Below are 19,182 nucleotides of genomic sequence, written 5' to 3' on the forward strand. Positions count from 1 at the left end.
CAGGACGAGGGGTTCCAAAGCGTGGGGTTTGCTTATGCCCTGCGGTTTAGCGGCAAATTCCTAGCGTTCGGTTACCGGGCGAAGGTCATCGCCCCGCCACGCGCACGGGGGATCCGATTGTGCCAGGCAGCGGCCGGGCTGCGGAATAGGCGATGCACCCTTGTCCCTTGGCCTTGGCCATCGCGCACAGCGACTGGGCCGACCTTTCAGCAAGATTTCCCGCCGCGACGCGGTAGTAGATGCGGCCGTTCACCTGCGCCTTGGTGATTACGGGTGACTGGTCTTTCAGCACCGGAAAGCGCGCCTGGAACACAGGCCACGCGGCCCGCGCGCCGGCCTCGCTGGTGTAGGAGCCGAGCTGGACGAGATGATTGCCGGGCTCGAACTGCTGGAGCGCGGCCGGGCGAACCGCCGCCGTTGCTGCCGGTTTGGCGGGTACGGCGCGGGCCGGTGCTGAAGCCGCAGATGGCGCGGCGGCCACTCTCACCGATGGCGCTGCTACAGCAGCTGTAGCGATCTGCGCAGCGGGCACCGTGGAGGGCCGGGCGGGGGCGGCAACTGCTTGAACCGGAGAACCGTCGACGGATTGTGCCGTGCGGCCGATCGGCGGGAGTTCGCCCGCGGCGTCGAAGCCGGCATTGGCAACCCTGGCCACTGCGATGCTGGGTTCGGCGTCCACCGGCAACTGGGTCGCGGCTTCGGCGGCCAGCATGGGCGTGTCGGGAAAGTTGGTCAGCGCCAGCTGGGCCGGCCGGTGATCCTCGCGCGCGATCGCGACGTTCAGGATGTTAGCGACGCGCAGGGTATGACCGCCCGGGCTGGCGGCAACGGCCCACTGGCCGAGCCGTTCGCCGACCTTGTCGGGCTGAACATCCTCTGACACAAGCTGCCGGGCCAAGTGCCAATCGCCCTTAAGCGCAAATGCATAGGCGAGATTCTGCCGTACCTTGGGTGTATTGTGCCCGCCGTGCATTTCGCTCAGCAGCAGCTTGACCCCGCGCTCGGCGTCGCCGGACAGGGCGAAGGCAAGGCCCAGATCGGCCGGATCAATGTTTTGCGCGTGCTGATGAAGCAGATTGTAGGCCGCTTCAGACTGACCCACGGCAATCTGCGCCAGGGCGCGGCTGACCACGATCCGCGGGGCTGTACCACCCAGTTCCATCGCTTCGGCGAAGCTGGTTTCGGCAGACTGGAAGCGGCCTGCCTCCAGATAAGCGGCACCAAGGGCGCTGCGGTATTCTGCGGAGCGGGGCTGAGCCAGCACCGCTGCCTCCGCGTGACGAATGGCCGCGTCGATCTTGCCCCGGGTGAGGGCCTGGCTCGCCTTGTCAGCCGACACGCGCGCGTCGGGCGCGACACTGCCGCTGCAGGCGGTGAGCGCGCCCGATGCCAGCGCGGTGGACAGCGCGAGGCCGATAAGCTTGTGCCGGGTCATGCGGATGTTGGTCACGATGTTCCGTCCTTCTGAAGGGGGTCAGCTCCGGCTTGTTCGGGCCGCAAGTTTGTCGATGTCGGGAATTGTGGCGAGAAGCGTGTCGAGCGCGCCGGTGACGAATTGCTGGGCGCTGCAACCCTGCAACGCGCAGGCGAGCCGCAGCATCAGATGCCGTTCCGCATCCAGGCGCAGGGTAAAGGATGTGCGGCTGTTCCTGGGCTTGCCCGAGCGCTTGGCCTTGACGAGCAGCCGGTCCGCGCCGCCGACGGCATCCTGGACCCCCGGCTGACCAGAAGGCTTGCGGACTTGCGCGGCGCCAAAGTCGAAGATCTGCGCCGACGCCGGCACATCTTCACCCAGGTCATTCCAGCCGAGGTCTTCCTCATCGAGCACGCCGTCTGGAACAGTGGCTCCCATCATCCCCAGTTGCGAACGCATGGCGGGCTTTGCACCCCCCTTGCGGGCCAGCAAGGCCGGCGAAAGGGAGGCAAAATGCTGGTTGTTCATGGAAGCCTCGTCTTCTGCCATGCTACTGGCCCCGTGGCCTTACTGCGCGACCCGGCGGCCAAAGCCGCCGCCTGCGGGACGCTGCTGATGCGGCATCTGCGAGGCCGAGGCCGGGGCGGCAAATACGGTGCGGCGGAAGTTCTTTTCCAGCCGATCTGCGAGATAGCGCCACAAGGTCGTGACTTCGACCGCAGAGCGGCTGTTCTCGTCAACTTCCATCACGGTGCGCCCGTCGATCATGGATGCGGCAAAGTCCGTCCGATGGTGCAGGGTTATTGGCGCGACAGTGCCGTGCTGCGACAGGGCCACTGCCGCCTCGGACGTGATCTTGGCCTTGGGCGTGGCGGCGTTTACCACGAACACCAGCGGTTTGCCGGCCCGTTCGCACAGGTCGACGGTCGCCCCCACCGCCCGCAGGTCGTGCGGGCTGGGCCGGGTCGGCACCACGATAAGTTCGGCCACGGCGATGACGGACTGGATGGCCATGGTGATCGCGGGCGGCGTGTCGATCACGGCCAGCTTGAAGCCCTGCTGCCGCAGGATCTGCAGGTCCGCCGCCAGACGGGACACGGTGGTCTGCGCAAAGGCGGGGTATTCCGCCTCCCGTTCGTTCCACCAGTCGGCCAACGAGCCTTGCGGATCAATGTCGATCAGCACCACCGGTCCCGCGCCTGCCCGCTGTGCCTGAACGGCGAGATGGCCGGAGAGGGTCGTCTTGCCCGATCCGCCTTTCTGCGATGCCAGTGCCAATACCCGCAAAGGTTGTCCCCTTAATGTCGTCCAGTTTGTCTGCCAAAGGGGCCGTGCGGCACCTCTTCCCCTCTGCTTTGCCAGAGCACCCCTAATTTAGAGTTAAGGCCATGGGATGATGCGGCCGCGCGGCACGGGCCGGCGCAGTTGTGGCGCAAGGTTGCGTCCAGCAGGTTTTCCGACGATGCAGCGGCAATGCCGGATGGGACCGATCGACCTGAGACAACGCCGTCGGATCATCGAATCGGCAGTCTGGATTTTACCCGCGGCGTTGCCGTCATGGGCATCGTCTTTGCCAACGTTGCTGCCTTTGGCCAGCCGTTCTCGGCCAGCTTCTATCCCGCCGCCTTCCTGACCCCTGCGCGGGCCGTGGACGACTGGCTATGGCTGACCCAGCTGGTGCTGATCGACGGCAAGATGCGCGGGCTGTTCACCGTGCTGTTCGGGGCCGGACTGGTGCTGTTTCTGGAGCGCGCCCGGCAGCAGGGGGCAGCAGCCGGGCTGCAGCTACGGCGGCTATGCTGGCTGTTCGTGTTCGGAGTGGCACATCATGTGCTGTTGTGGCGCGGCGATATCCTCGTCGCCTATGCGGTTGCCGGGGTGATTGCGCTTCCCTTTGCTAGATGGAGCGGGCGCCGCCTGCTGGCATTCGGCCTGACCGCCTTTGCGGCAGGCGCGCTGATCTCCACTGCCATGTACGGCTTCCTCGCCGCAGCCGCCGCTCCGCAGGCGGCGGCCGATCCGCAACTCGCCGCGATGCACGCCGGGCTTGTGGTGGAAGAGGAGGCCGCCCGGCAGCATGAGCTGGCTGAGGGTAGGGTGATCGCGCAAGGCGATTACCCGCAGTTTGTAGCTGGCAATCTTACCGGTCTGCCGGACTCGCTCGGCTTCAATCTGGCGCTCCTGCTGCTGGAAACGGTGCCGCTCGTCATCATGGGCATGGCACTTTACAAAGCGGGTTTCTTCACCAGTGGACTTGATCGCAGCAGGATGCTGGCAGGCAGCGTCGCCGGCGTGGCGGTCGGAGCAGTTGTCACGTTGATCGAAGGCCTGTGGGAGATTGACCGCGGCCTGACCTACTGGAGCAGCCTGTCCGCGGTTGCCGGGTGGAGCGCGTTTCCCCGGCTGCCGATGATCTTCGGGCTGGCGGGTTTGCTGGTTTTGCTGAACGACCATGCGAAGGGCTGGTTCGGAACAGGCCTGCGTGCTGCGGGAAGAGCGGCGTTCACCAATTACATCGGAACGTCCGTTGTCATGCTGTGGATTTTCCACGGCTTTGGGCTGGGGATGTTCGGCCAGTTGAACCGGGCGGAGCTTTACATCGTCGCGCTTGTCACGGCGGTGGCAATGCCCCTGTGGTCGCAGTGGTGGCTCGCCCGCTTTCGCTACGGTCCGCTCGAGTGGCTATGGCGCTGCCTCACCTACGGCAGGGTTTTCGCGCTGCGTCAGTCGATGTTGGCGTAAACGAACCAGGCAAGCAGCGTTCCGACAGTGAACAACGGCCAGGACCAGTAGATGCTGTGATCTGCCAGATGCTGGCTGTACACGTGAAGAAAACCGCCGCTCGAACCCGCCGATCCGAAGAACATGCAGACGATCCAGGTCAGAAGACCGCCCGGAATGACTGCCTTGAAAAGCGCAACCATCACCCGCCTCCAGCGTGCGGCGACTCCGCCGCAACCCTCTAGCCGCTATCGCGACGCGGCAGACTTACGGCGCCAGGGTTGATAATCGGTTAATCAGTCATCGCAGACGCAAGTGCCGGTGGCGCAGGTCATCGTGTCGCCGAGTCATTGCGAGCGCGCCTTTTCCGCTCTCGCGCGCGCTCCCGGTTACGCCGCGCGGCTGTGCGCGTTTCCATGACAAACAGGCCAAGCCCGCCGACCAGGAACACCATCGTCAGGATCCACGCCGACGCGATCAGCGTACCGATGCGCGGCTGGATAAAGGCGCTGATGAAAAGCAGGGCAATGACCACGCTGATCGTGAGCGCGGCGGCAGTGGACAGCATCACCGCGCCCTGAACATAGCTCCGCCGTTTCTCGAGGGCCGGCAGGTCGTCCACCGCCGCGCCCGCCACTCCTTCGCGTTGCAGCTGCTCGATCCGGTCGATGCGGTTGGCGACCCAAATAAGCCTGCTGGTCATCACATTCATGATCGCGCCAATGCCGGCCAGAAGGAAGGCTGGTGCGAGGCTCAACTGCATTATCGCCTGTACGCGGGCGGTATTGCGCGACTGCGAGATGAAGTCGGCTGCCGCCAGCCCCGCAGCGATGAGTTCTTCTGTCACTTCTTCTCGAACGGGTTCTTGGGTGAACGCAGGAACAGGCGGACGGGCACCGCGCCGAGTCCCAGGTCGCGGCGGATGCCGTTCACCAGATACCGCTCGTAGCTTTTGGGCAGCAGCTCCAGCCGGGTGCCGAACAACACGAAACGCGGGGGCCGGGTCCCGGCTTGCGTGATGTACCGCAGCTTGATCCGCTTGCCCCCCGGCGCCGGCGGCGGATTTGCCTCCAGCGCGTCCTCGAACCAGCGGTTGAGTGCGGCCGTGGGCACACGCCGAGACCAAGTTTCACGCAGGTCGAAAGCCGCGCGGATCAGCGTGTCCAGCCCCTTGCCAGTGCGGGCGCTGACGGCAAGCACCGGCAGCCCGCGCACCTGGGCCAGCCCTTCGTCCAGCGCGGTCTTGATGCCGTTGAACAGACGGCTTGCATCTCCGCCAACTTCCTGGCCGGCAATGTCCCATTTGTTGATGGCAATCATCAAGCCGCGGCCTTCCTCGACTACCATGGAAGCGATTTTCAGGTCCTGGTGTTCAAGCCCGCGGGTCGCATCCAGCAGCAGCACCACGACTTCGGCGAAATCCACCGCGTGGCGCGCATCGGCAACGGCCAGCCGCTCCAGCTTGTCGACCACCTGCGCCTTCTTGCGCATGCCGGCTGTGTCAATCAGGCGCACCTCGCGCTCTTCGCCACTCTGCGGATCGGTCCAGCGCCAGTCGACCGCGATCGAATCGCGGGTGATGCCCGCCTCCGGCCCGGTCAGTAAACGGTCTTCGCCCAGCAGACGGTTGATGAGAGTAGATTTGCCGGCGTTAGGACGGCCAACGATTGCCAGTTTGAGCGGCCCGGCGGGTGCGTCTTCCGCTTCCTCAGCCTCGCGGTCGAGGTCGCTCGCGTCCCTCACTGCGTCCGCTTTTTCACCGATCAGGGGCCACAGCGCGTCGAACAGGTCGGCAACGCCTTCGCCGTGTTCGGCGCTGATTGCCACCGGGTCACCCAATCCAAGCGAGTACGCCTCAAAAATGCCGCTGTCGCCAGCGCGTCCTTCCGCCTTGTTGGCTACCACGATGATCGGCACATTGCCTTCGCGCCTGCCGCGGTATTCGCGCAGATAGCGGGCAATTTCCTCGTCCAGCGGCGTCAACCCGGCGCGTGCGTCGATCACGAACAGGGCCGCATCCGCGCCTTCCAGGCTGGCTTCCGTCTGTGCCCGCATCCGGCCGGGCAGGCTGGCCGCGTCCTCATCTTCCCACCCGGCGGTGTCCACCGCGGTAAACTGCAGGTTGGCGATCTCCGCGTCGCCCATGCGCCGATCTCGGGTGACGCCGGGCTGATCATCTACCAACGCAAGCTTCTTGCCGACCAGACGGTTGAACAAGGTCGACTTGCCCACATTGGGCCGGCCGATGATGATGACTTGCGGTTTCATGGGAAGCCGATCGGCGTTACTCCGCCTTCGCGACCGGGGCGGCGTCGCCGAGGTCCTGATACCATGCCTCGACCGGCCCGGTCAGCTTGATCGTCAACGGCTGCCCCTTGCGATCCACCGTCTTGCCTGCCTGAACACGCACCCACCCTTCCGAGATGCAGTATTCCTCGATGTCGGTCCGCTCGCGCCCCTTGAAGCGGATGCCAATCCCGCGACGCAGCTTGTCCGCATCGAAGTGGGGGCTGCGCAGATTCACCGAAAGGTGATCGGGTGGCAGATCGGCGCCCGCTTCGATTGCGGATGCGCCCTGTTGTTCCTGTTCGCTCATCCCGCGGCACTAGACAGGCGGCACTGTTGGCGCAAGCGGCCTCAGTCAGGCGGGAGGGGCGTGGTCAGCGGGAGCGGGTCCGGGTCGTCGTAGTCAGGCTGCGGCTCTTCGATTTCCGGCGGGTTGTCGCCGGGCTCGTTGAACGGTTCCGGCTGCGACGGTGTTTCCGGCGGCGCCTGCGGATTGTCGATGTCGGGTTGCGGAACCTGCGGTGTCGTGGCCATCTTAGTGCCTCCTGTGTGGGGTTGCGGCACGGGCAATACGGGCGACGGCGGATGGCCGTTCCTGTTTGGGCCGCAAATACTTGCCCTTTCCCCCGACCGCTTATAAGGCGCACCCCTTGATTTCACCGGTGGCGTGGGCCGCCGGGCTGGCGCTGTTGCGGGCGTGGCGGAATTGGTAGACGCGCTGGTTTTAGGTACCAGTATCGAAGGATGTGGGGGTTCGAGTCCCTTCGCCCGCACCAGCACCGCCGCACCGCCCCCGCGCGGCAACCCATTCGATTCGACAAAAAGGTTTCAAAGGCACTCATGGACATTCAGCAGACCACCGACAGCGGCCTCAAGCGCGGTTATCGCCTGCGCATTCCGGCACAGGAAATCGACAGCCGTATCGTTCAGGAACTGCGCAAGATCGCGCCGCAGGTGCGCATGCCCGGTTTTCGGCCGGGCAAGGTTCCTGCCAATCTCGTGCGCAAGATGCACGGCGAACAGTTGCACGCGCAGGTGCTCAACGACACCATCCGCGAGTCGATCGACAATCTCCTGCGCGACAAGCAGCTGCGCCCGGCAATGCAGCCGAAGGTCGAACTTGGCGAAGGATATGAGAACGGCAAGGACGCCGAGCTTACGGTCGAGATGGAAGTTCTGCCCCAGGTGAATGTGCCTGACGTCGACGGGCTCAAGCTGGAACGCCTGGCCGTGGCCGTCAAAGATGAAGAGGTGAATGAACGGCTGGATCAGCTCGCCGGGCAGAACAAGAGCTACACGGACGCACCCAAGGCGCGCAAGGCGCAGCAGGGCGACCAGTTGCTGATCGACTTTGTTGGCCGCGTCGACGGTACCGAGTTCGAAGGCGGCAAAGCCGAAGGCGCGACACTGGTGCTGGGCTCTGGTACCTTCATTCCTGGTTTCGAGGATCAACTGGCCGGCGTGAAGGCGGGTGACGTCAAGACCATCACCGTAACCTTCCCGGCCGATTACCCGGCGGAAAACCTGAAGGGCAAGGAAGCCGAATTCGACGTCACTGTGCAGGCGGTGAAGATCGAAGGCGAAACCAAGTTGGATGACGATTTTGCCAAGCAGTTCGGGCTGGAAAGCATGGACAAGCTGCGCGAGATCATGCGCGCGCAGATGGAGCAGGAATTGGCCGGGCTGACCCGCACGCAGATGAAGCGCGCTCTGCTTGACCAGCTGGCGGCGGATCACGACTTCGCCGTACCGGAAAACATGGTGGAGGCCGAGTTCGCGCAGATCTGGGCGCAACTGGAGCAGGAGGCTGCCAAGGCCGACGATCCGGCCGCGGCGAAGAGCGAGATCGAAGGCGACCGCGACGATTACCGCCGCATCGCGGAACGCCGGGTTCGGTTGGGCCTCCTCCTGTCGGAGATCGGACAGGCGAACAACATCCAGATCAGCAATCAGGAAATGAACATGCTGATCCAGCAGGCCGCGCAGCAGTACCGCGCCGAAGACCGGCAAAGGTTCATCGACTACGTGCAGCAGGAGCCCATGGCCGCGGCGCAGTTGCGGGCACCGCTGTACGAGGACAAGGTGGTCGATTTCCTGTTCGACAAGGCGCAGATCACCGACCGCGAAGTAACCCGCGAAGAGCTGGAAGCAGCGATCGAGGCTGACGAGGGCGAGCAGGAGGCGAAGCCCGCGACGAAGAAGAAGGCTCCGGCAAAGAAGGCGGCGAAGGCCGACGGGAACGCTCCTGCCGACCAAGCCGAAGGTGGCGAGGCGGCCAAGAAGCCCGCAGCGAAGAAGGCAGGCGGGAAAAAGAGCGCTGACGCGGCCGGGGACGCGCCCAGGGCTGCAAAAACTGCCGATGAGGGCAAGGCCACGAAAGCTGCGCCCAAGAAGGCGGCTGCCAAGGGCGGTGCCAAGAAGACGGCAGGCAAGAAGGACGACTGAGGCAACAAACTGCGAGTTGTTGCCGGACAGGGTGCGGTTATGGCTTCGGGCGGGTGCTGTGCCAGCGGAATTTGCCCGAAGCAGTCCTTCATTTCGGCGGCCTGACTCTCCAGGTCAGTGCCGCACAGGCGCTGACCGGCCCATCCAGCCGGCCGATGCGGGCTAGGAGCCGATAGGCGCGGCTGCCTCCTCCTTGGGTGGTAAGCGGTCGTCTTGCCCTTCATGGATGTGGTGGCCCCGCGTTTCCACGAACCGCATGATCCGATTGGCGCTAACGCCATGGACCACGATCGACAGTAGAATGGTGAAGCTCGCCACCGACCAGACCGTCCCGAGTTGCTCGAAAGCAGCGCTGTTCTGGCCGTAGGCGAGATAGTAAATCGACCCGAGACCGCGCACACCCAGAAACGCGACCGCTAGCCTGCCGGGCAGTGGCAGCGGCGAGCGCCACTCCGCCAGCAGGCCCGACAGCGGCCGGATGGCGAACACCAGCAGCCCACCGATCACCGCGCCGCGCCAGTCGAGCTGGGCCAGCACCCCGCTGGCGATCATTGCACCGAACGCGAACAGCATGCCAACCAGCACGATCTTTTCCACCTGCTCGATGAAGTGGTGGCTCATGCGGTGATAGCGGCTGCGGCTCTCGTACTGGCGCGCCGTCACGGCGGCGACAAACACCGCCAGAAAGCCATAACCCTGGACCATTTCGGCAAGACCATAGGAAAACAGGAGCGACCCAAGCACGATCAACCCCTCGGCGGTGTGCTCGCCCTGTTTGGGGCCGTCAGCGCCGAGGGCTGCATCGCCGCCGCGCTCGAAGATGTACCAGGCGGCCAGTCGGCCCGTGGCAACACCCGTCAGAACGCCTGCACCAACCCGCCAGACAAGATCCAAGGCAAACCATTGAGCAGTCCAGGTGCCAATCCCGGCCACGCCAACGGCACCAATGGCGAGGTAAACGAACGGAAATGCCAGCCCGTCGTTCAGCCCGGCCTCGGTGGTGAGGCTGAAACGCACATCGTGGCGGCGCTTGTCTCCAGGCGGGCCGACCGACACGCTGCTGGCCAATACGGGATCGGTGGGCGCCAGCGCCGCACCCAGCAGCAGGGCGGTCGCCACCGGGAGCCCCAACAGACCCCATCCCAGAAGCGCAACGGCGGCGATGCACAGCGGCATGGCGATTACGAGCAGCGGCCAGACCTGCCGCCAGTTGGCCCAGCTGACCGGCCGGTCAAGCGCGAGTCCAGCACCCATCAGCGACGCAATGACGATAAACTCGGACGCGTACTCCAGCACCGTCGCATCAAACCCGTCGGCTGCGGGATTGATGTTCGGCAGGCCGAGCGGCAGCGAGAACACGGCAAAACCAAGCAATACGTAGGCGATCGGCAGCGACAGCCAACGGTCGGCCAACCAGCGTTCGGCCAGTGACGTCGCCATCAGGCCTAGACCAAACAAAACGAACAGGAAAATGCGCGGCTCAAACTCGAACATCGGTAAAAATCCCGCGCTGGAAAGGGCTTACGGCTCCCAACGCCGGAACGAGGGAGATGGCACCATTGCTGTACGATACTGTTCGTAAGCCGCGCCGGCGCGCAGAACCGCGGCGTCCTGCCACTGCCCTCCGATGATGCTCAGGCCGACGGGCAATCGTTCCACCGCTCCCATCGGCACGGTGAGATGAGGGTATCCGGCAATGGCGGCGAGGTAGCCTGCGCCAATACCGCCCGCGAAGTTATCTCCGTTCACAAGGTCCGTCGTCCAGGTTGGCCCGGTGGTCGGCGCAACCAGGAAAGCGACACCGTTGTCGGCCAGCAGCTTGTCGATCCCTTCGGCGCGGGACAGGCGGCGCAATGTGGCAAGGTTCTTGGCATATGCGTCGTCGTCGGTGGTGGTCAGCGCCTGCTCGAACAGATCCTGCCCGAACCAGCGCAGCTCTGTGTCCGCATTTGCGGCGTTGAATGCGACCACATCGGCCAGACTGCGGGGCCCGCCGGCGCCAGGCAGCGTGCCGAGATAGCGGTCCATTTCCTTGCGCAGTTCATGCAGGAGAACAGGCAGCGTTGCCTGCCACAGTTCGCCGGGGGGCGCGTAAGCGACATCGACCAGCACCGCGCCGCCGCGTTGGAGATCTGCCAGCGCCGCCTCAAATAGCGCTCTGACGTCGGCGCGAGTGCCGACCGCGCTCCGCAGCACCCCGATTCGCACGCCTGCCAGCGATGAAGTGTCGAGGCCTGCGGTGTAGTCCTCGACCCGGGCAGCGCCGATGGTCGCGGGATCGGCTGGATCTTCGCCCGCGATGGCGGTCAGCAGCAGCGCGGCATCGCGCACGCTGCGCGCCATCGGTCCGGCGGTGTCCTGCGTGCTTGAGATCGGCACCACATGCGTGCGGCTGACGATCCCGACGCTGGGTTTGAAGCCGACAATTCCATTGATGCTGGCGGGACAGGTGATCGAGCCGTTAGTCTCTGTGCCGATTGCGGCCCACGCAAGGCCCGCTGCTACTGCCGCGCCGCTGCCTGACGATGATCCGCATGCGTTGCGGTCGGTGGCGTGCGGATTGCGGGTGAGTCCGCCCACCGCGCTCCACCCGCTGGTTGAATCCGTGTCGCGGATATTCGCCCATTCGCTCAGGTTGGCCTTGCCCAGCACGACACCGCCGGCTTCCCGCAAGCGGGCGATCAGGGGCGCATCCCGGCCGGTGGTGTTGCCGGCCAGCGCCAGACTGCCTGCCGTGGTCGGCAGTTCGCGCGTCTCGATGTTGTCCTTCACAAGCACCGCCCGTCCGGCCAGCGGCAGATCACGCGCCGCGGCCGCGTCGCCTGCCGCCCCTTCGTTCAGGCTGATCACCGCATTCAGCTGCGGCCCGACGTCGTCCAGTTGTGCAATCCGCAGCCTGTAATGGGCAACGGCCTCCACCGGGTCATTCGGGACAGAGTCGGACGTTCGGGCGTCCGGCCTCGCTATCGGATCGGACGGCAGCGTGGCGCAGCCAGCCGTGACGGTGAGAACAAGGCCAAGCGAGGCGAGCGGTCGGAAAGCACGAAGTTGCATGCGGCCTTGTCGTTCGCGCTCACCTGAAGTGCAAGAGGAGTACTTCCGGCCAACAACGATCTAAACACTCTTGAACATGGCGGCGCCAATCGCAAGATAGGCGCGCACTTCCAAATTGAGAGGATTTTTTCATGATCGACCTGTTCGGCACCGATGCCTATGCCAGCCAGGGCCGTTTCACACACGACCCGGTGACAGGCGCGCTGGTGCCGATGGTGGTGGAACAGACCAGCCGCGGCGAACGCAGCTTCGACATCTTTTCCCGCCTGCTGCGCGAACGGATCGTTTTCGTCAGCGGCCAGGTTGAGGACCAGATGGCGTCGTTGATCGTGGCGCAGCTGCTGTTCCTTGAATCCGAAAACCCTTCCAAGCCGATCTCGATGTACATCAACTCACCCGGTGGGGTGGTGACGGCGGGGCTCGCCATCCACGACACGATGCAGTACATCAAACCGCGCGTTTCGACCGTCTGCGTCGGCCAGGCTGCGTCCATGGGCAGCTTCTTGCTGGCCGCCGGAGAGCCGGGGATGCGGATCGCCCTGCCGAATGCGCGCATCATGGTGCACCAGCCGTCCGGCGGAGCGCGCGGGATGGCCTCCGACATCGAGATTGTCGCGCGCGAAATCCTGCGGATGCGCGAACGGCTGAATGCACTGTACGCCAAATACACCGGCAAGACGCTGACGGAAATCGAGCAGGCAATGGATCGGGACACCTTCCTGGAAGCGGACGAAGCGATGAAGTTCGGGCTGGTGGACAAGGTGTTCGAAACCCGCCCCGAAGGAGATCAGCCGGAAGGCGACAAGGGTTCGGGCGGGGCGCCTGAGTAAGCACTCGCAAACAGGCTTAGGTCCGCAGACTGCGCGGTTGCACCGCAAGGCAAGCGCGATTTGGGGGTAAGCGCCGTGCCCGTGGCTCGGCCTCCCTGCTGCGCGTTTTCCACCGGGCGCGGCTCTGCCGATGCCTGCATCTGATGAATCGCCCACAAGGTTGAGAGCGCGCGCCCGTGTGCGCCGTTAGGATAGAGTTGACACTATAGAATTATGCAGTGTCGATTGATATCGTGCCTTTGCGGGCTACATTCCGATTGAAGAATCGCACCTGACGCCGTTCTAGGCTTCTGGCGAAAATTGGATAAGGCATGACGAAATTGAGCAATTCCGACAGCAAGAGCACCCTCTACTGCAGCTTCTGCGGGAAATCCCAGCATGAGGTGCGCAAGCTGATCGCCGGGCCGACCGTGTTCATCTGCGATGAGTGCGTTGAACTTTGCAACGATATCATCCGCGAAGAAACGAAGGCGGGAATTGTCGGGCGCAAGGAAGGCGACGTGCCCACGCCCATGGAGATTTTCTCCACCCTCAATGACTATGTCATTGGGCAGGACCGGGCGAAGCGCGTGCTGTCGGTGGCAGTTCACAACCACTACAAACGGCTCAAGCACTCCGGCAAGTCGGGCGATGTGGAGCTTGCCAAGTCGAACATCCTGCTCGTCGGACCGACCGGCAGCGGCAAGACGCTGCTGGCGCAGACGCTGGCGCGCACCTTTGACGTGCCGTTCACGATGGCCGATGCCACCACCCTGACCGAGGCTGGCTACGTCGGGGAAGATGTGGAGAACATCATCCTCAAGCTGCTGCAAGCCAGCGACTATAATGTCGAAAAGGCACAGCACGGCATCGTCTATATCGACGAGATCGACAAGATCACCCGCAAGGCCGAAAACCCTTCGATTACGCGGGACGTGTCGGGCGAAGGGGTGCAGCAGGCGCTGCTCAAGCTGATGGAGGGTACGACGGCCTCCGTCCCGCCGCAGGGCGGACGCAAGCATCCGCAGCAGGAGTTCCTGCAGGTCGATACGACGAACATCCTGTTTATCTGCGGCGGCGCCTTTGCCGGTCTGGACAAGATCATCGCCGACCGCCTGCAGAAGCGGTCGATCGGGTTCGGTGCGCATGTCGCCGATCCTGACAAGCGCCGCGTTGGCGAATTGCTGGAGAAGGGCGAGCCGGAGGATCTGCTGAAATTCGGCCTGATTCCGGAGTTCGTCGGACGTCTGCCGGTGATCGCTACCCTGACGGACCTGGACGTGGAAGCGCTGGTGCAGATCCTGTCGGAGCCGAAGAACGCGCTGGTCAAACAGTATCGCAAGCTGTTCGAACTGGAGAACGTGGAGCTTACCTTCACCAAGGACGCGCTGGAGACAATCGCGCAGAAGGCCATTCTGCGGAAAACCGGCGCGCGCGGCCTGCGATCGATCGTCGAAGGCATTCTGCTCGACACGATGTTCGACCTTCCCGACATGGAGGGTGTCAGCGAGATCGTCGTGGACAAGGATGTGGTGGAAGGCCGCAAGGCGCCGGTCCAGGTGATGGATGGCACCAAGGGCAAGAAGGAAGCGGCAGCCTGATTGCAAGGCGCTGCTCCCCGATCCGGGCAGCGCCGTTGTTCAGCTCCTGAGGGCCAGAGGCTGCTCTAAGGCATCTCTCCTATTTTAGAAAGTTCAGGCAGCGTTCTGTGAGGCGGCGAGAGGCTGTTGCGGGGCGTCCAATGGAAGGCTCGGCATCGCGTATGGCGCCGCTCTCGCGAGGCGCCACTGGAAGTCTGCTGACGGCTTTTAAGCGTTTGCGCTTGTGGCACATTTGGCGAGCCGATACGATGAGCAAGGCGTCTGGACGAGAGTTCCATCTGTTAACCGCGACGCGGTATGGGCCGAGCTGAGATGATATTTGATCAATACGACTCCGTCCGCATAATCAATCTTCCCCACCGCCGCGACCGGCGCCGGGAGATGGACCGCGAACTCGCCAAGGTCGGCCTTTTAGGTGATCCGAAGGTTCAATACTTCAGCGCGGTGAAGCCGGATGGTCCGGGGTTGTTTCACTGTCTGGGAGCCAACGGCGCCTTTCAGAGCCACTTGCAGGTTTTGACCGATGCACTCGCAGACCGGCGATCTGTCATCGTGCTAGAGGACGATTGCGTGTTTCTGCCTGCTGCCAGAAGTATGCAGCAAGAGAGCGACACCGATATTCTGTACGGCGGATTTGCCTTGGCCAGCGATGAACAAGACCTTTTAAATGCCGATATTGAAGGGGCTCACTTCATGGGCTTCTCAGTGTCAGCGCTGGAAAAGCTGGTTCCATTTCTGCAATCGCTGCTTGATCCTGAGACGCAATACGATCCGGCAATCGTCCGTTCCGATTTCAATCCGCGCATCAGGCCGCCGATTGATGGGGCATATGTCTGGTTCAGGCGCTACCATCCCGAAATCAGGACACAGTTTCTGCCCCTCGCGGATTATCGGATATCGGCAACCGACATTGGCGAGCGCAAATGGTTTGATCAGGTGCCGGTTCTGCGCAGTGTCGCCAATCAGGCGCGGCGGATGAAGGAGAAGCTCCAGCCTCGCGGCTGACGCTGATCAGCAGCCGCCGCTGCAACCGGTTTCCTGCGTTTCGATCTGCAAGGTGACGTGGCTGATCCCGTGATCGTGGCGACAGCGCTCGGCAATGCTTCGCAGAAAATCCGCGTGGGGGTAGCCGTGCGGCATCACCAGATGTGCGGACAGCGCGATGTCGGTGGTGGACAGCGGCCAGATGTGGAAGTCGTGAACCGCGGTCACTCCCGGCAGACCGCTCAGGTCCTTGCGGACCGCTTCCGCATCGATACCGGATGGCACCGCCAGCATGCTCATCACCACGCTGTCGCGCAGAAGCCCCCAGGTGCTCCAGGCAATCACCGCCACGATCAGCAAGCTGGTCAGCGGGTCGATCCACAAGAGACCGGTCCACCAGATCAGCGCGCCGGCAATAACCACGCCGAGGGATACAAGCGCGTCTGCGGCCATGTGCAGGAACGCGCCCCGGATGTTGAGGTCGTGTCGGCGACCGCGCATGAACAGCAAGGCCGTGCCGGTGTTGATGAGGATGCCGACGCCTGCCACCGCCATCACCACTCCTGCCTCTACCGGCTCGGGATTACGGAACCGCTGCAGTGTCTCGACCAGGATGACGCCAAGCGCGACGAGCAGCAGCATGGCGTTCGCCAGTGCGGCCAGAATGGTCGAGGATTTCAAGCCATAGGTGAACCGGGCCGATGGTGGCCGCTTGGCGAGGGAGGCCGCCCCCCAGGCGAGGAGCAGGCTAAGGACATCGGACAGGTTGTGCCCGGCGTCCGCCACCAGCGCCATTGAACCCGTCAGAATACCCGCAGTCGCCTCGACCAGGACAAAAGCCGAGTTCAGCGCTACTCCGATGGCGAAGGCGCGACCGAAGTCGGCGGGCGCATGGTGATGGTGGGCAGCGCCTTGCCCATGCCCGTGCCCATGTTCATGCGGATGATGCGCATGAGAGTGCCTCGCAGCCATGTTATGAGTACACGCAGGCGTCCAGCCCGTCCCGCCGCACCACTCCGATCCGCGCAGCGATGGTGTTGCCATACCTGCGGGTGAAGCCGCCGGGGTTCACCACTGCCCGCGTCTTGGGTGACGGCAGAATCGCGGCCAGACGTGCCGCCTCTGCCGGCGAAAGGCTTGCGGCTGACTTGTTGAAGTATCGCTGCGCTCCGGCCTCCGCCCCATAGGTGCCGATGCCGGTTTCAGCGACATTGAGATACACCTCCATGATCCGCCGCTTGCCCCACAGGTGTTCGATGAGGAAGGTGAACCAGGCCTCCAGCCCCTTGCGGAAAAATCCGCCGCCCTGCCAGAGGAAGACATTCTTCGCAGTCTGCTGGCTTATCGTGGAAGCGCCGCGTTCCCGTTCTCCGGCGAGCCGCTCCTCGATTGCCTGTCCGATCGCCTCGGTATCGAAGCCGTTGTGCTGGCAGAACTTGCCATCTTCGGCCGCTATGACCGCCCGGACAAGATCACGGTCGATGTTGCTGAGCGGTTCCCAGTCCTTCGTCCAGCCATGCTCATCCATCAGCATCGTCAACGTCACGGGCACAGGGGCGAAGCGATAAATAAGGACGGGGATGAGGCTCAGAGCAATGAAGCCGAGCACGATGGTCAACAGGAACTTGGCGACGCGGAACATGAGCGAGGCGTAGCGGAGAGCGTGCCACGGCGCAAAGGCCGGAGCGGCATCCGTGGCTACGCGGGACACTGCTTGCTGCGGACGAATACGCCGCAGCGCGTCAGCCAACCAGAGCGCACAGCGGCGGGGTTCGTAAACTTCCTCGCCGCTGTGCAGAACCCTTATGCGGCTATCCGGCGCCCAGCGCGGGTAGCGGCGCCGGCAGCAATCGCTCGCCCGCGATCCGCTGCATCGCCTTCTGCAGCTTTTCGAACGCGCGCACCTCGATCTGACGGATCCGTTCGCGCGACACGTCGTAAACCTGCGACAATTCTTCCAGTGTCTGGGGGTTCTCGGTAAGCCGCCGCTCCGTCAGGATATGCTTCTCCCGCTCATTCAAGCTGTCGAGCGCCTCGGTCAGCATCTCGTGGCGCATGGTTTTTTCCTGCGCTTCCGCAACTGTTTCGTCCTGCAGCGGGCGGTCGTCGGTCAGCCAGTCCTGCCATTCGCCAGAACCTTCCTCGCCATTGCGCATGGAGACGTTGAGCGATCCATCGCCGCCCATCATCATACGGCGGTTCATGTTGATCACTTCCTGTTCCGGAACACCCAGATCGGTCGCGATCTTGGTGACGTCGTCGGGATGCAGGTCGCCGTCTTCGTAAGCGTCGAGGTTCTTCTTCATCCGGCGGAGGTTGAAGAACAGCTTTTTCTGCGCAGCGGTGGTGCCCATCTTGACCAGCGACCAGGAGCGCAGGATGAATTCCTGAATCGACGCCTTGATCCACCACATGGCGTAGGTCGCCAGGCGGAAACCGCGATCCGGCTCGAACTTCTTCACGCCCTGCATCAACCCGACGTTACCTTCTGAAATAAGGTCGCTGACGGGAAGGCCGTAACCGCGATAGCCCATGGCAATCTTGGCGACCAGACGCAGGTGGCTGGTCACGAGCTGCGCCGCCGCTTCCGGGTCGTCATGCTCTTCATACCGTTTGGCCAGCATGTATTCCTGTTCCGCCGTGAGAACCGGAAACTTCTTGATTTCAGCCAGGTAGCGGTTGAGGCTCTGCTCGCCGCTGAGGGCTGGAACGGATGGGGCCTTGCTGCTGGACACGATGTTTCTTACCTTCCTGAGGTCAGAGAGGCGATTGGCTTGTGCTGGGGCGAGGCCAACCGGGCCGCGCCTGACCATGCGCGGTTGTCATATATACTCTTTTGCGGCTCCTGCGTGCAGTGCAATATACCGATTTCAACGAGCGGTTTCGTCGATGAGTTCCGCCATGTCAGGCGGCAGTTCGGCCGAAAAACGCAAACTTTCGCCGCTGAACGGGTGAATGAAGCCGAGCTCGTGCGCGTGCAGCGCCTGCCGTGCGAAGCCGAGGCGGGAAAGCACCGGGCGTAGCGATGTCGGTGTTCGTCCATAGACTGGATCCCCTACTAGCGCGTGACCGATTGACGCACAATGAACCCTGACCTGATGCGTGCGCCCCGTCTCCAATCGACACTCGATTAAGGTGCAATCTTTAAGCCTTTGTAACGTCTTGTAGTGGGTAACCGCGTGCTTGCCGCGGCTGCTGGTGTCGGGGAGCACGGCCATCTTCTTGCGATCGGTGTCGGAACGGCCGATGCGGGTGCGGATCGTCCCTTCCGGCGGACGCGGGTGGCCGGCGCAGATCGCCAGGTAGCGGCGATGCACGGTGTGTTCGGCAAACTGCCGCGCCAGCCCCTCGTGCGCTGCATCATTCTTGGCCGCGACCAGCAGGCCCGATGTGTCCTTGTCGATGCGATGAACGATGCCGGGCCGGGCGACGCCGTTGATGCCGGACAACTGTCCGGCACAATGATGCAGCAGGGCGTTGACCAGAGTGCCGTCGGGATTGCCCGCCGCGGGGTGCACGACCAGACCCGCCGGCTTGTCGACCACCACCAGGTGTTCGTCCTCATATACCACGTTCAGCGGGATCGGCTGCGCCGCCGCCGCCAGCGGAGCCGTCTCGGGCACAACGATGGAGAACGCGGTGCCCGGCGCGACCTTGGCCGCCGGGTTTGCAGCGACGGCGCCGGCGACCCGCACCAGGCCTTCCGCAATCAACCGCTTGATCCGTTCGCGCGACAGGCCTGTCGCGTCCGACAGGGCGCGGTCCACCCTGCCGCCGGTCGTGAACGCACCGTCTTGCGTCTGTGGTGCCGTCATGGACATGCGCATGGCTGATCGATTGGCCAGGCACAAGCCGCGCAAGCTTCCCT

Annotated in this window: 19 protein-coding genes and 1 tRNA gene; 6 read left to right on the plus strand and 14 right to left on the minus strand. The window is 63.7% G+C overall.

Going from position 1 to position 19,182, the window contains the following annotated elements:
* Nucleotides 1–85 precede the first annotated feature (85 nt).
* The 3 genes from LHJ54_RS12710 to LHJ54_RS05145 are packed head-to-tail and all read right to left on the minus strand — an operon-like array spanning nucleotide 86 to nucleotide 2,701.
* Nucleotides 86–1,450, minus strand: a complete 1,365-nt coding sequence (locus LHJ54_RS12710) for a tetratricopeptide repeat protein (RefSeq protein ID WP_228242848.1) — start codon at nucleotides 1,448–1,450, stop codon at nucleotides 86–88.
* A gap of 24 nt (nucleotides 1,451–1,474) precedes the next feature.
* Nucleotides 1,475–1,942, minus strand: a complete 468-nt coding sequence (locus LHJ54_RS05140; protein WP_228242849.1) for a type II toxin-antitoxin system HicB family antitoxin — start codon at nucleotides 1,940–1,942, stop codon at nucleotides 1,475–1,477.
* A 39-nt stretch (nucleotides 1,943–1,981) separates the two neighbouring features.
* Entirely contained in the window at nucleotides 1,982–2,701 is a 720-nt protein-coding gene (locus LHJ54_RS05145; RefSeq protein ID WP_228242850.1) for a ParA family protein, read from the minus strand.
* Between the two features lie 186 nt (nucleotides 2,702–2,887).
* Here LHJ54_RS05145 and LHJ54_RS05150 point away from each other — a divergent pair, with 186 nt between their 5' ends.
* A complete protein-coding gene (locus tag LHJ54_RS05150; RefSeq protein WP_228242851.1) occupies nucleotides 2,888–4,156 on the plus strand; it encodes a DUF418 domain-containing protein in 1,269 nt (422 codons plus the stop codon).
* On the opposite strand, the gene LHJ54_RS05155 is transcribed toward LHJ54_RS05150, so the two are convergent.
* The 5 genes from LHJ54_RS05155 to LHJ54_RS05175 form a co-directional block, all read right to left on the minus strand.
* Nucleotides 4,138–4,338, minus strand: a complete 201-nt coding sequence (locus LHJ54_RS05155; RefSeq protein WP_228242852.1) for a hypothetical protein — start codon at nucleotides 4,336–4,338, stop codon at nucleotides 4,138–4,140. The two genes, LHJ54_RS05150 and LHJ54_RS05155, sit on opposite strands and share 19 nt — an antisense overlap.
* A 128-nt stretch (nucleotides 4,339–4,466) precedes the next feature.
* Nucleotides 4,467–4,982 (minus strand): DUF2721 domain-containing protein, encoded by a 516-nt coding sequence (locus LHJ54_RS05160; RefSeq protein WP_228242853.1) that lies wholly within the window; start codon nucleotides 4,980–4,982, stop codon nucleotides 4,467–4,469.
* Complete coding sequence (der, locus tag LHJ54_RS05165; protein WP_228242854.1) at nucleotides 4,979–6,403, minus strand: ribosome biogenesis GTPase Der; 1,425 nt, start codon at nucleotides 6,401–6,403, stop codon at nucleotides 4,979–4,981. Before der ends, LHJ54_RS05160 begins: the two co-directional genes overlap by 4 nt.
* A 16-nt stretch (nucleotides 6,404–6,419) precedes the next feature.
* Entirely contained in the window at nucleotides 6,420–6,731 is a 312-nt protein-coding gene (locus LHJ54_RS05170) for a DUF3297 family protein (protein WP_228242855.1), read from the minus strand.
* Nucleotides 6,732–6,772: 41 nt separating this feature from the next.
* Nucleotides 6,773–6,955: a hypothetical protein gene (locus LHJ54_RS05175; RefSeq protein ID WP_228242856.1), complete on the minus strand. Its 183-nt coding sequence runs from the start codon at nucleotides 6,953–6,955 to the stop codon at nucleotides 6,773–6,775.
* A 157-nt stretch (nucleotides 6,956–7,112) separates the two neighbouring features.
* On the opposite strand from LHJ54_RS05175, the gene LHJ54_RS05180 reads away from it, so the two are divergent.
* Together LHJ54_RS05180 and tig are read left to right on the plus strand one after the other, a co-directional pair.
* A tRNA-Leu gene (locus tag LHJ54_RS05180) sits at nucleotides 7,113–7,197 on the plus strand.
* A 64-nt stretch (nucleotides 7,198–7,261) separates the two neighbouring features.
* Complete coding sequence (tig, locus tag LHJ54_RS05185; protein ID WP_228242857.1) at nucleotides 7,262–8,866, plus strand: trigger factor; 1,605 nt, start codon at nucleotides 7,262–7,264, stop codon at nucleotides 8,864–8,866.
* A 162-nt stretch (nucleotides 8,867–9,028) separates the two neighbouring features.
* Here tig and LHJ54_RS05190 read toward each other — a convergent pair whose 3' ends face one another.
* On the minus strand, nucleotides 9,029–10,360 hold the full coding sequence (locus tag LHJ54_RS05190) for a sodium:proton antiporter (protein ID WP_228242858.1): 1,332 nt from the start codon (nucleotides 10,358–10,360) through the stop codon (nucleotides 9,029–9,031).
* A gap of 27 nt (nucleotides 10,361–10,387) precedes the next feature.
* Entirely contained in the window at nucleotides 10,388–11,920 is a 1,533-nt protein-coding gene (locus tag LHJ54_RS05195; protein WP_228242859.1) for an amidase, read from the minus strand.
* 131 nt (nucleotides 11,921–12,051) lie between these two features.
* Here LHJ54_RS05195 and LHJ54_RS05200 point away from each other — a divergent pair, with 131 nt between their 5' ends.
* The 3 genes from LHJ54_RS05200 (at nucleotide 12,052) to LHJ54_RS05210 (ending at nucleotide 15,335) form a co-directional block, all read left to right on the plus strand.
* A complete protein-coding gene (locus LHJ54_RS05200; RefSeq protein WP_228242860.1) occupies nucleotides 12,052–12,750 on the plus strand; it encodes an ATP-dependent Clp protease proteolytic subunit in 699 nt (232 codons plus the stop codon).
* 311 nt (nucleotides 12,751–13,061) lie between these two features.
* Complete coding sequence (gene clpX, locus LHJ54_RS05205) at nucleotides 13,062–14,330, plus strand: ATP-dependent Clp protease ATP-binding subunit ClpX (RefSeq protein WP_228242861.1); 1,269 nt, start codon at nucleotides 13,062–13,064, stop codon at nucleotides 14,328–14,330.
* A 381-nt stretch (nucleotides 14,331–14,711) separates the two neighbouring features.
* Complete coding sequence (locus LHJ54_RS05210; RefSeq protein ID WP_228242862.1) at nucleotides 14,712–15,335, plus strand: hypothetical protein; 624 nt, start codon at nucleotides 14,712–14,714, stop codon at nucleotides 15,333–15,335.
* A 6-nt stretch (nucleotides 15,336–15,341) separates the two neighbouring features.
* Here LHJ54_RS05210 and LHJ54_RS05215 read toward each other — a convergent pair whose 3' ends face one another.
* The 4 genes from LHJ54_RS05215 to LHJ54_RS05230 all read right to left on the minus strand — a co-directional run bounded on the left by LHJ54_RS05215 (nucleotide 15,342) and on the right by LHJ54_RS05230 (nucleotide 19,129).
* Nucleotides 15,342–16,286 carry a cation diffusion facilitator family transporter gene (locus LHJ54_RS05215; protein WP_228242863.1) on the minus strand — a complete coding sequence of 315 codons (945 nt, stop codon included), beginning with the start codon at nucleotides 16,284–16,286 and terminating at the stop codon, nucleotides 15,342–15,344.
* 1 nt (nucleotide 16,287) lies between these two features.
* Nucleotides 16,288–16,956 (minus strand): monofunctional biosynthetic peptidoglycan transglycosylase, encoded by a 669-nt coding sequence (mtgA, locus tag LHJ54_RS05220; protein WP_228244300.1) that lies wholly within the window; start codon nucleotides 16,954–16,956, stop codon nucleotides 16,288–16,290.
* Between the two features lie 169 nt (nucleotides 16,957–17,125).
* The gene (gene rpoH / locus LHJ54_RS05225; RefSeq protein ID WP_228242864.1) at nucleotides 17,126–18,049 is read right to left on the minus strand and encodes an RNA polymerase sigma factor RpoH; all 924 of its coding nucleotides are present in this window, start codon (nucleotides 18,047–18,049) and stop codon (nucleotides 17,126–17,128) included.
* A 135-nt stretch (nucleotides 18,050–18,184) separates the two neighbouring features.
* Nucleotides 18,185–19,129, minus strand: coding sequence for an RluA family pseudouridine synthase (locus LHJ54_RS05230; RefSeq protein ID WP_228242865.1), 945 nt, complete (start codon nucleotides 19,127–19,129; stop codon nucleotides 18,185–18,187).
* Nucleotides 19,130–19,182: the final 53 nt, after the last annotated feature.

The organism is Porphyrobacter sp. GA68 (genome assembly GCF_022605525.1).
GTDB lineage: Bacteria > Pseudomonadota > Alphaproteobacteria > Sphingomonadales > Sphingomonadaceae > Qipengyuania_B.

Excerpts from the sequence above, each read along its gene's own strand:
- LHJ54_RS05150 (WP_228242851.1), top strand. The coding sequence starts at position 2,888 with ATGCCGGATGGGACCGATCGACCTGAGACAACGCCGTCGGATCATCGA.
- LHJ54_RS05210 (WP_228242862.1), top strand. The coding sequence starts at position 14,712 with ATGGACCGCGAACTCGCCAAGGTCGGCCTTTTAGGTGATCCGAAGGTT.
- LHJ54_RS05170 (WP_228242855.1), bottom strand. The coding sequence starts at position 6,731 with ATGAGCGAACAGGAACAACAGGGCGCATCCGCAATCGAAGCGGGCGCC.
- LHJ54_RS05230 (WP_228242865.1), bottom strand. The coding sequence starts at position 19,129 with ATGACGGCACCACAGACGCAAGACGGTGCGTTCACGACCGGCGGCAGG.
- tig (WP_228242857.1), top strand. The coding sequence starts at position 7,262 with ATGGACATTCAGCAGACCACCGACAGCGGCCTCAAGCGCGGTTATCGC.
- der (WP_228242854.1), bottom strand. The coding sequence starts at position 6,403 with ATGAAACCGCAAGTCATCATCATCGGCCGGCCCAATGTGGGCAAGTCG.
- LHJ54_RS05200 (WP_228242860.1), top strand. The coding sequence starts at position 12,052 with ATGATCGACCTGTTCGGCACCGATGCCTATGCCAGCCAGGGCCGTTTC.
- LHJ54_RS05175 (WP_228242856.1), bottom strand. The coding sequence starts at position 6,955 with ATGGCCACGACACCGCAGGTTCCGCAACCCGACATCGACAATCCGCAG.
- LHJ54_RS05140 (WP_228242849.1), bottom strand. The coding sequence starts at position 1,942 with ATGAACAACCAGCATTTTGCCTCCCTTTCGCCGGCCTTGCTGGCCCGC.
- LHJ54_RS05155 (WP_228242852.1), bottom strand. The coding sequence starts at position 4,338 with ATGGTTGCGCTTTTCAAGGCAGTCATTCCGGGCGGTCTTCTGACCTGG.
- LHJ54_RS05190 (WP_228242858.1), bottom strand. The coding sequence starts at position 10,360 with ATGTTCGAGTTTGAGCCGCGCATTTTCCTGTTCGTTTTGTTTGGTCTA.
- mtgA (WP_228244300.1), bottom strand. The coding sequence starts at position 16,956 with ATGTTCCGCGTCGCCAAGTTCCTGTTGACCATCGTGCTCGGCTTCATT.
- clpX (WP_228242861.1), top strand. The coding sequence starts at position 13,062 with ATGACGAAATTGAGCAATTCCGACAGCAAGAGCACCCTCTACTGCAGC.
- LHJ54_RS05195 (WP_228242859.1), bottom strand. The coding sequence starts at position 11,920 with ATGCAACTTCGTGCTTTCCGACCGCTCGCCTCGCTTGGCCTTGTTCTC.
- LHJ54_RS05215 (WP_228242863.1), bottom strand. The coding sequence starts at position 16,286 with ATGGCTGCGAGGCACTCTCATGCGCATCATCCGCATGAACATGGGCAC.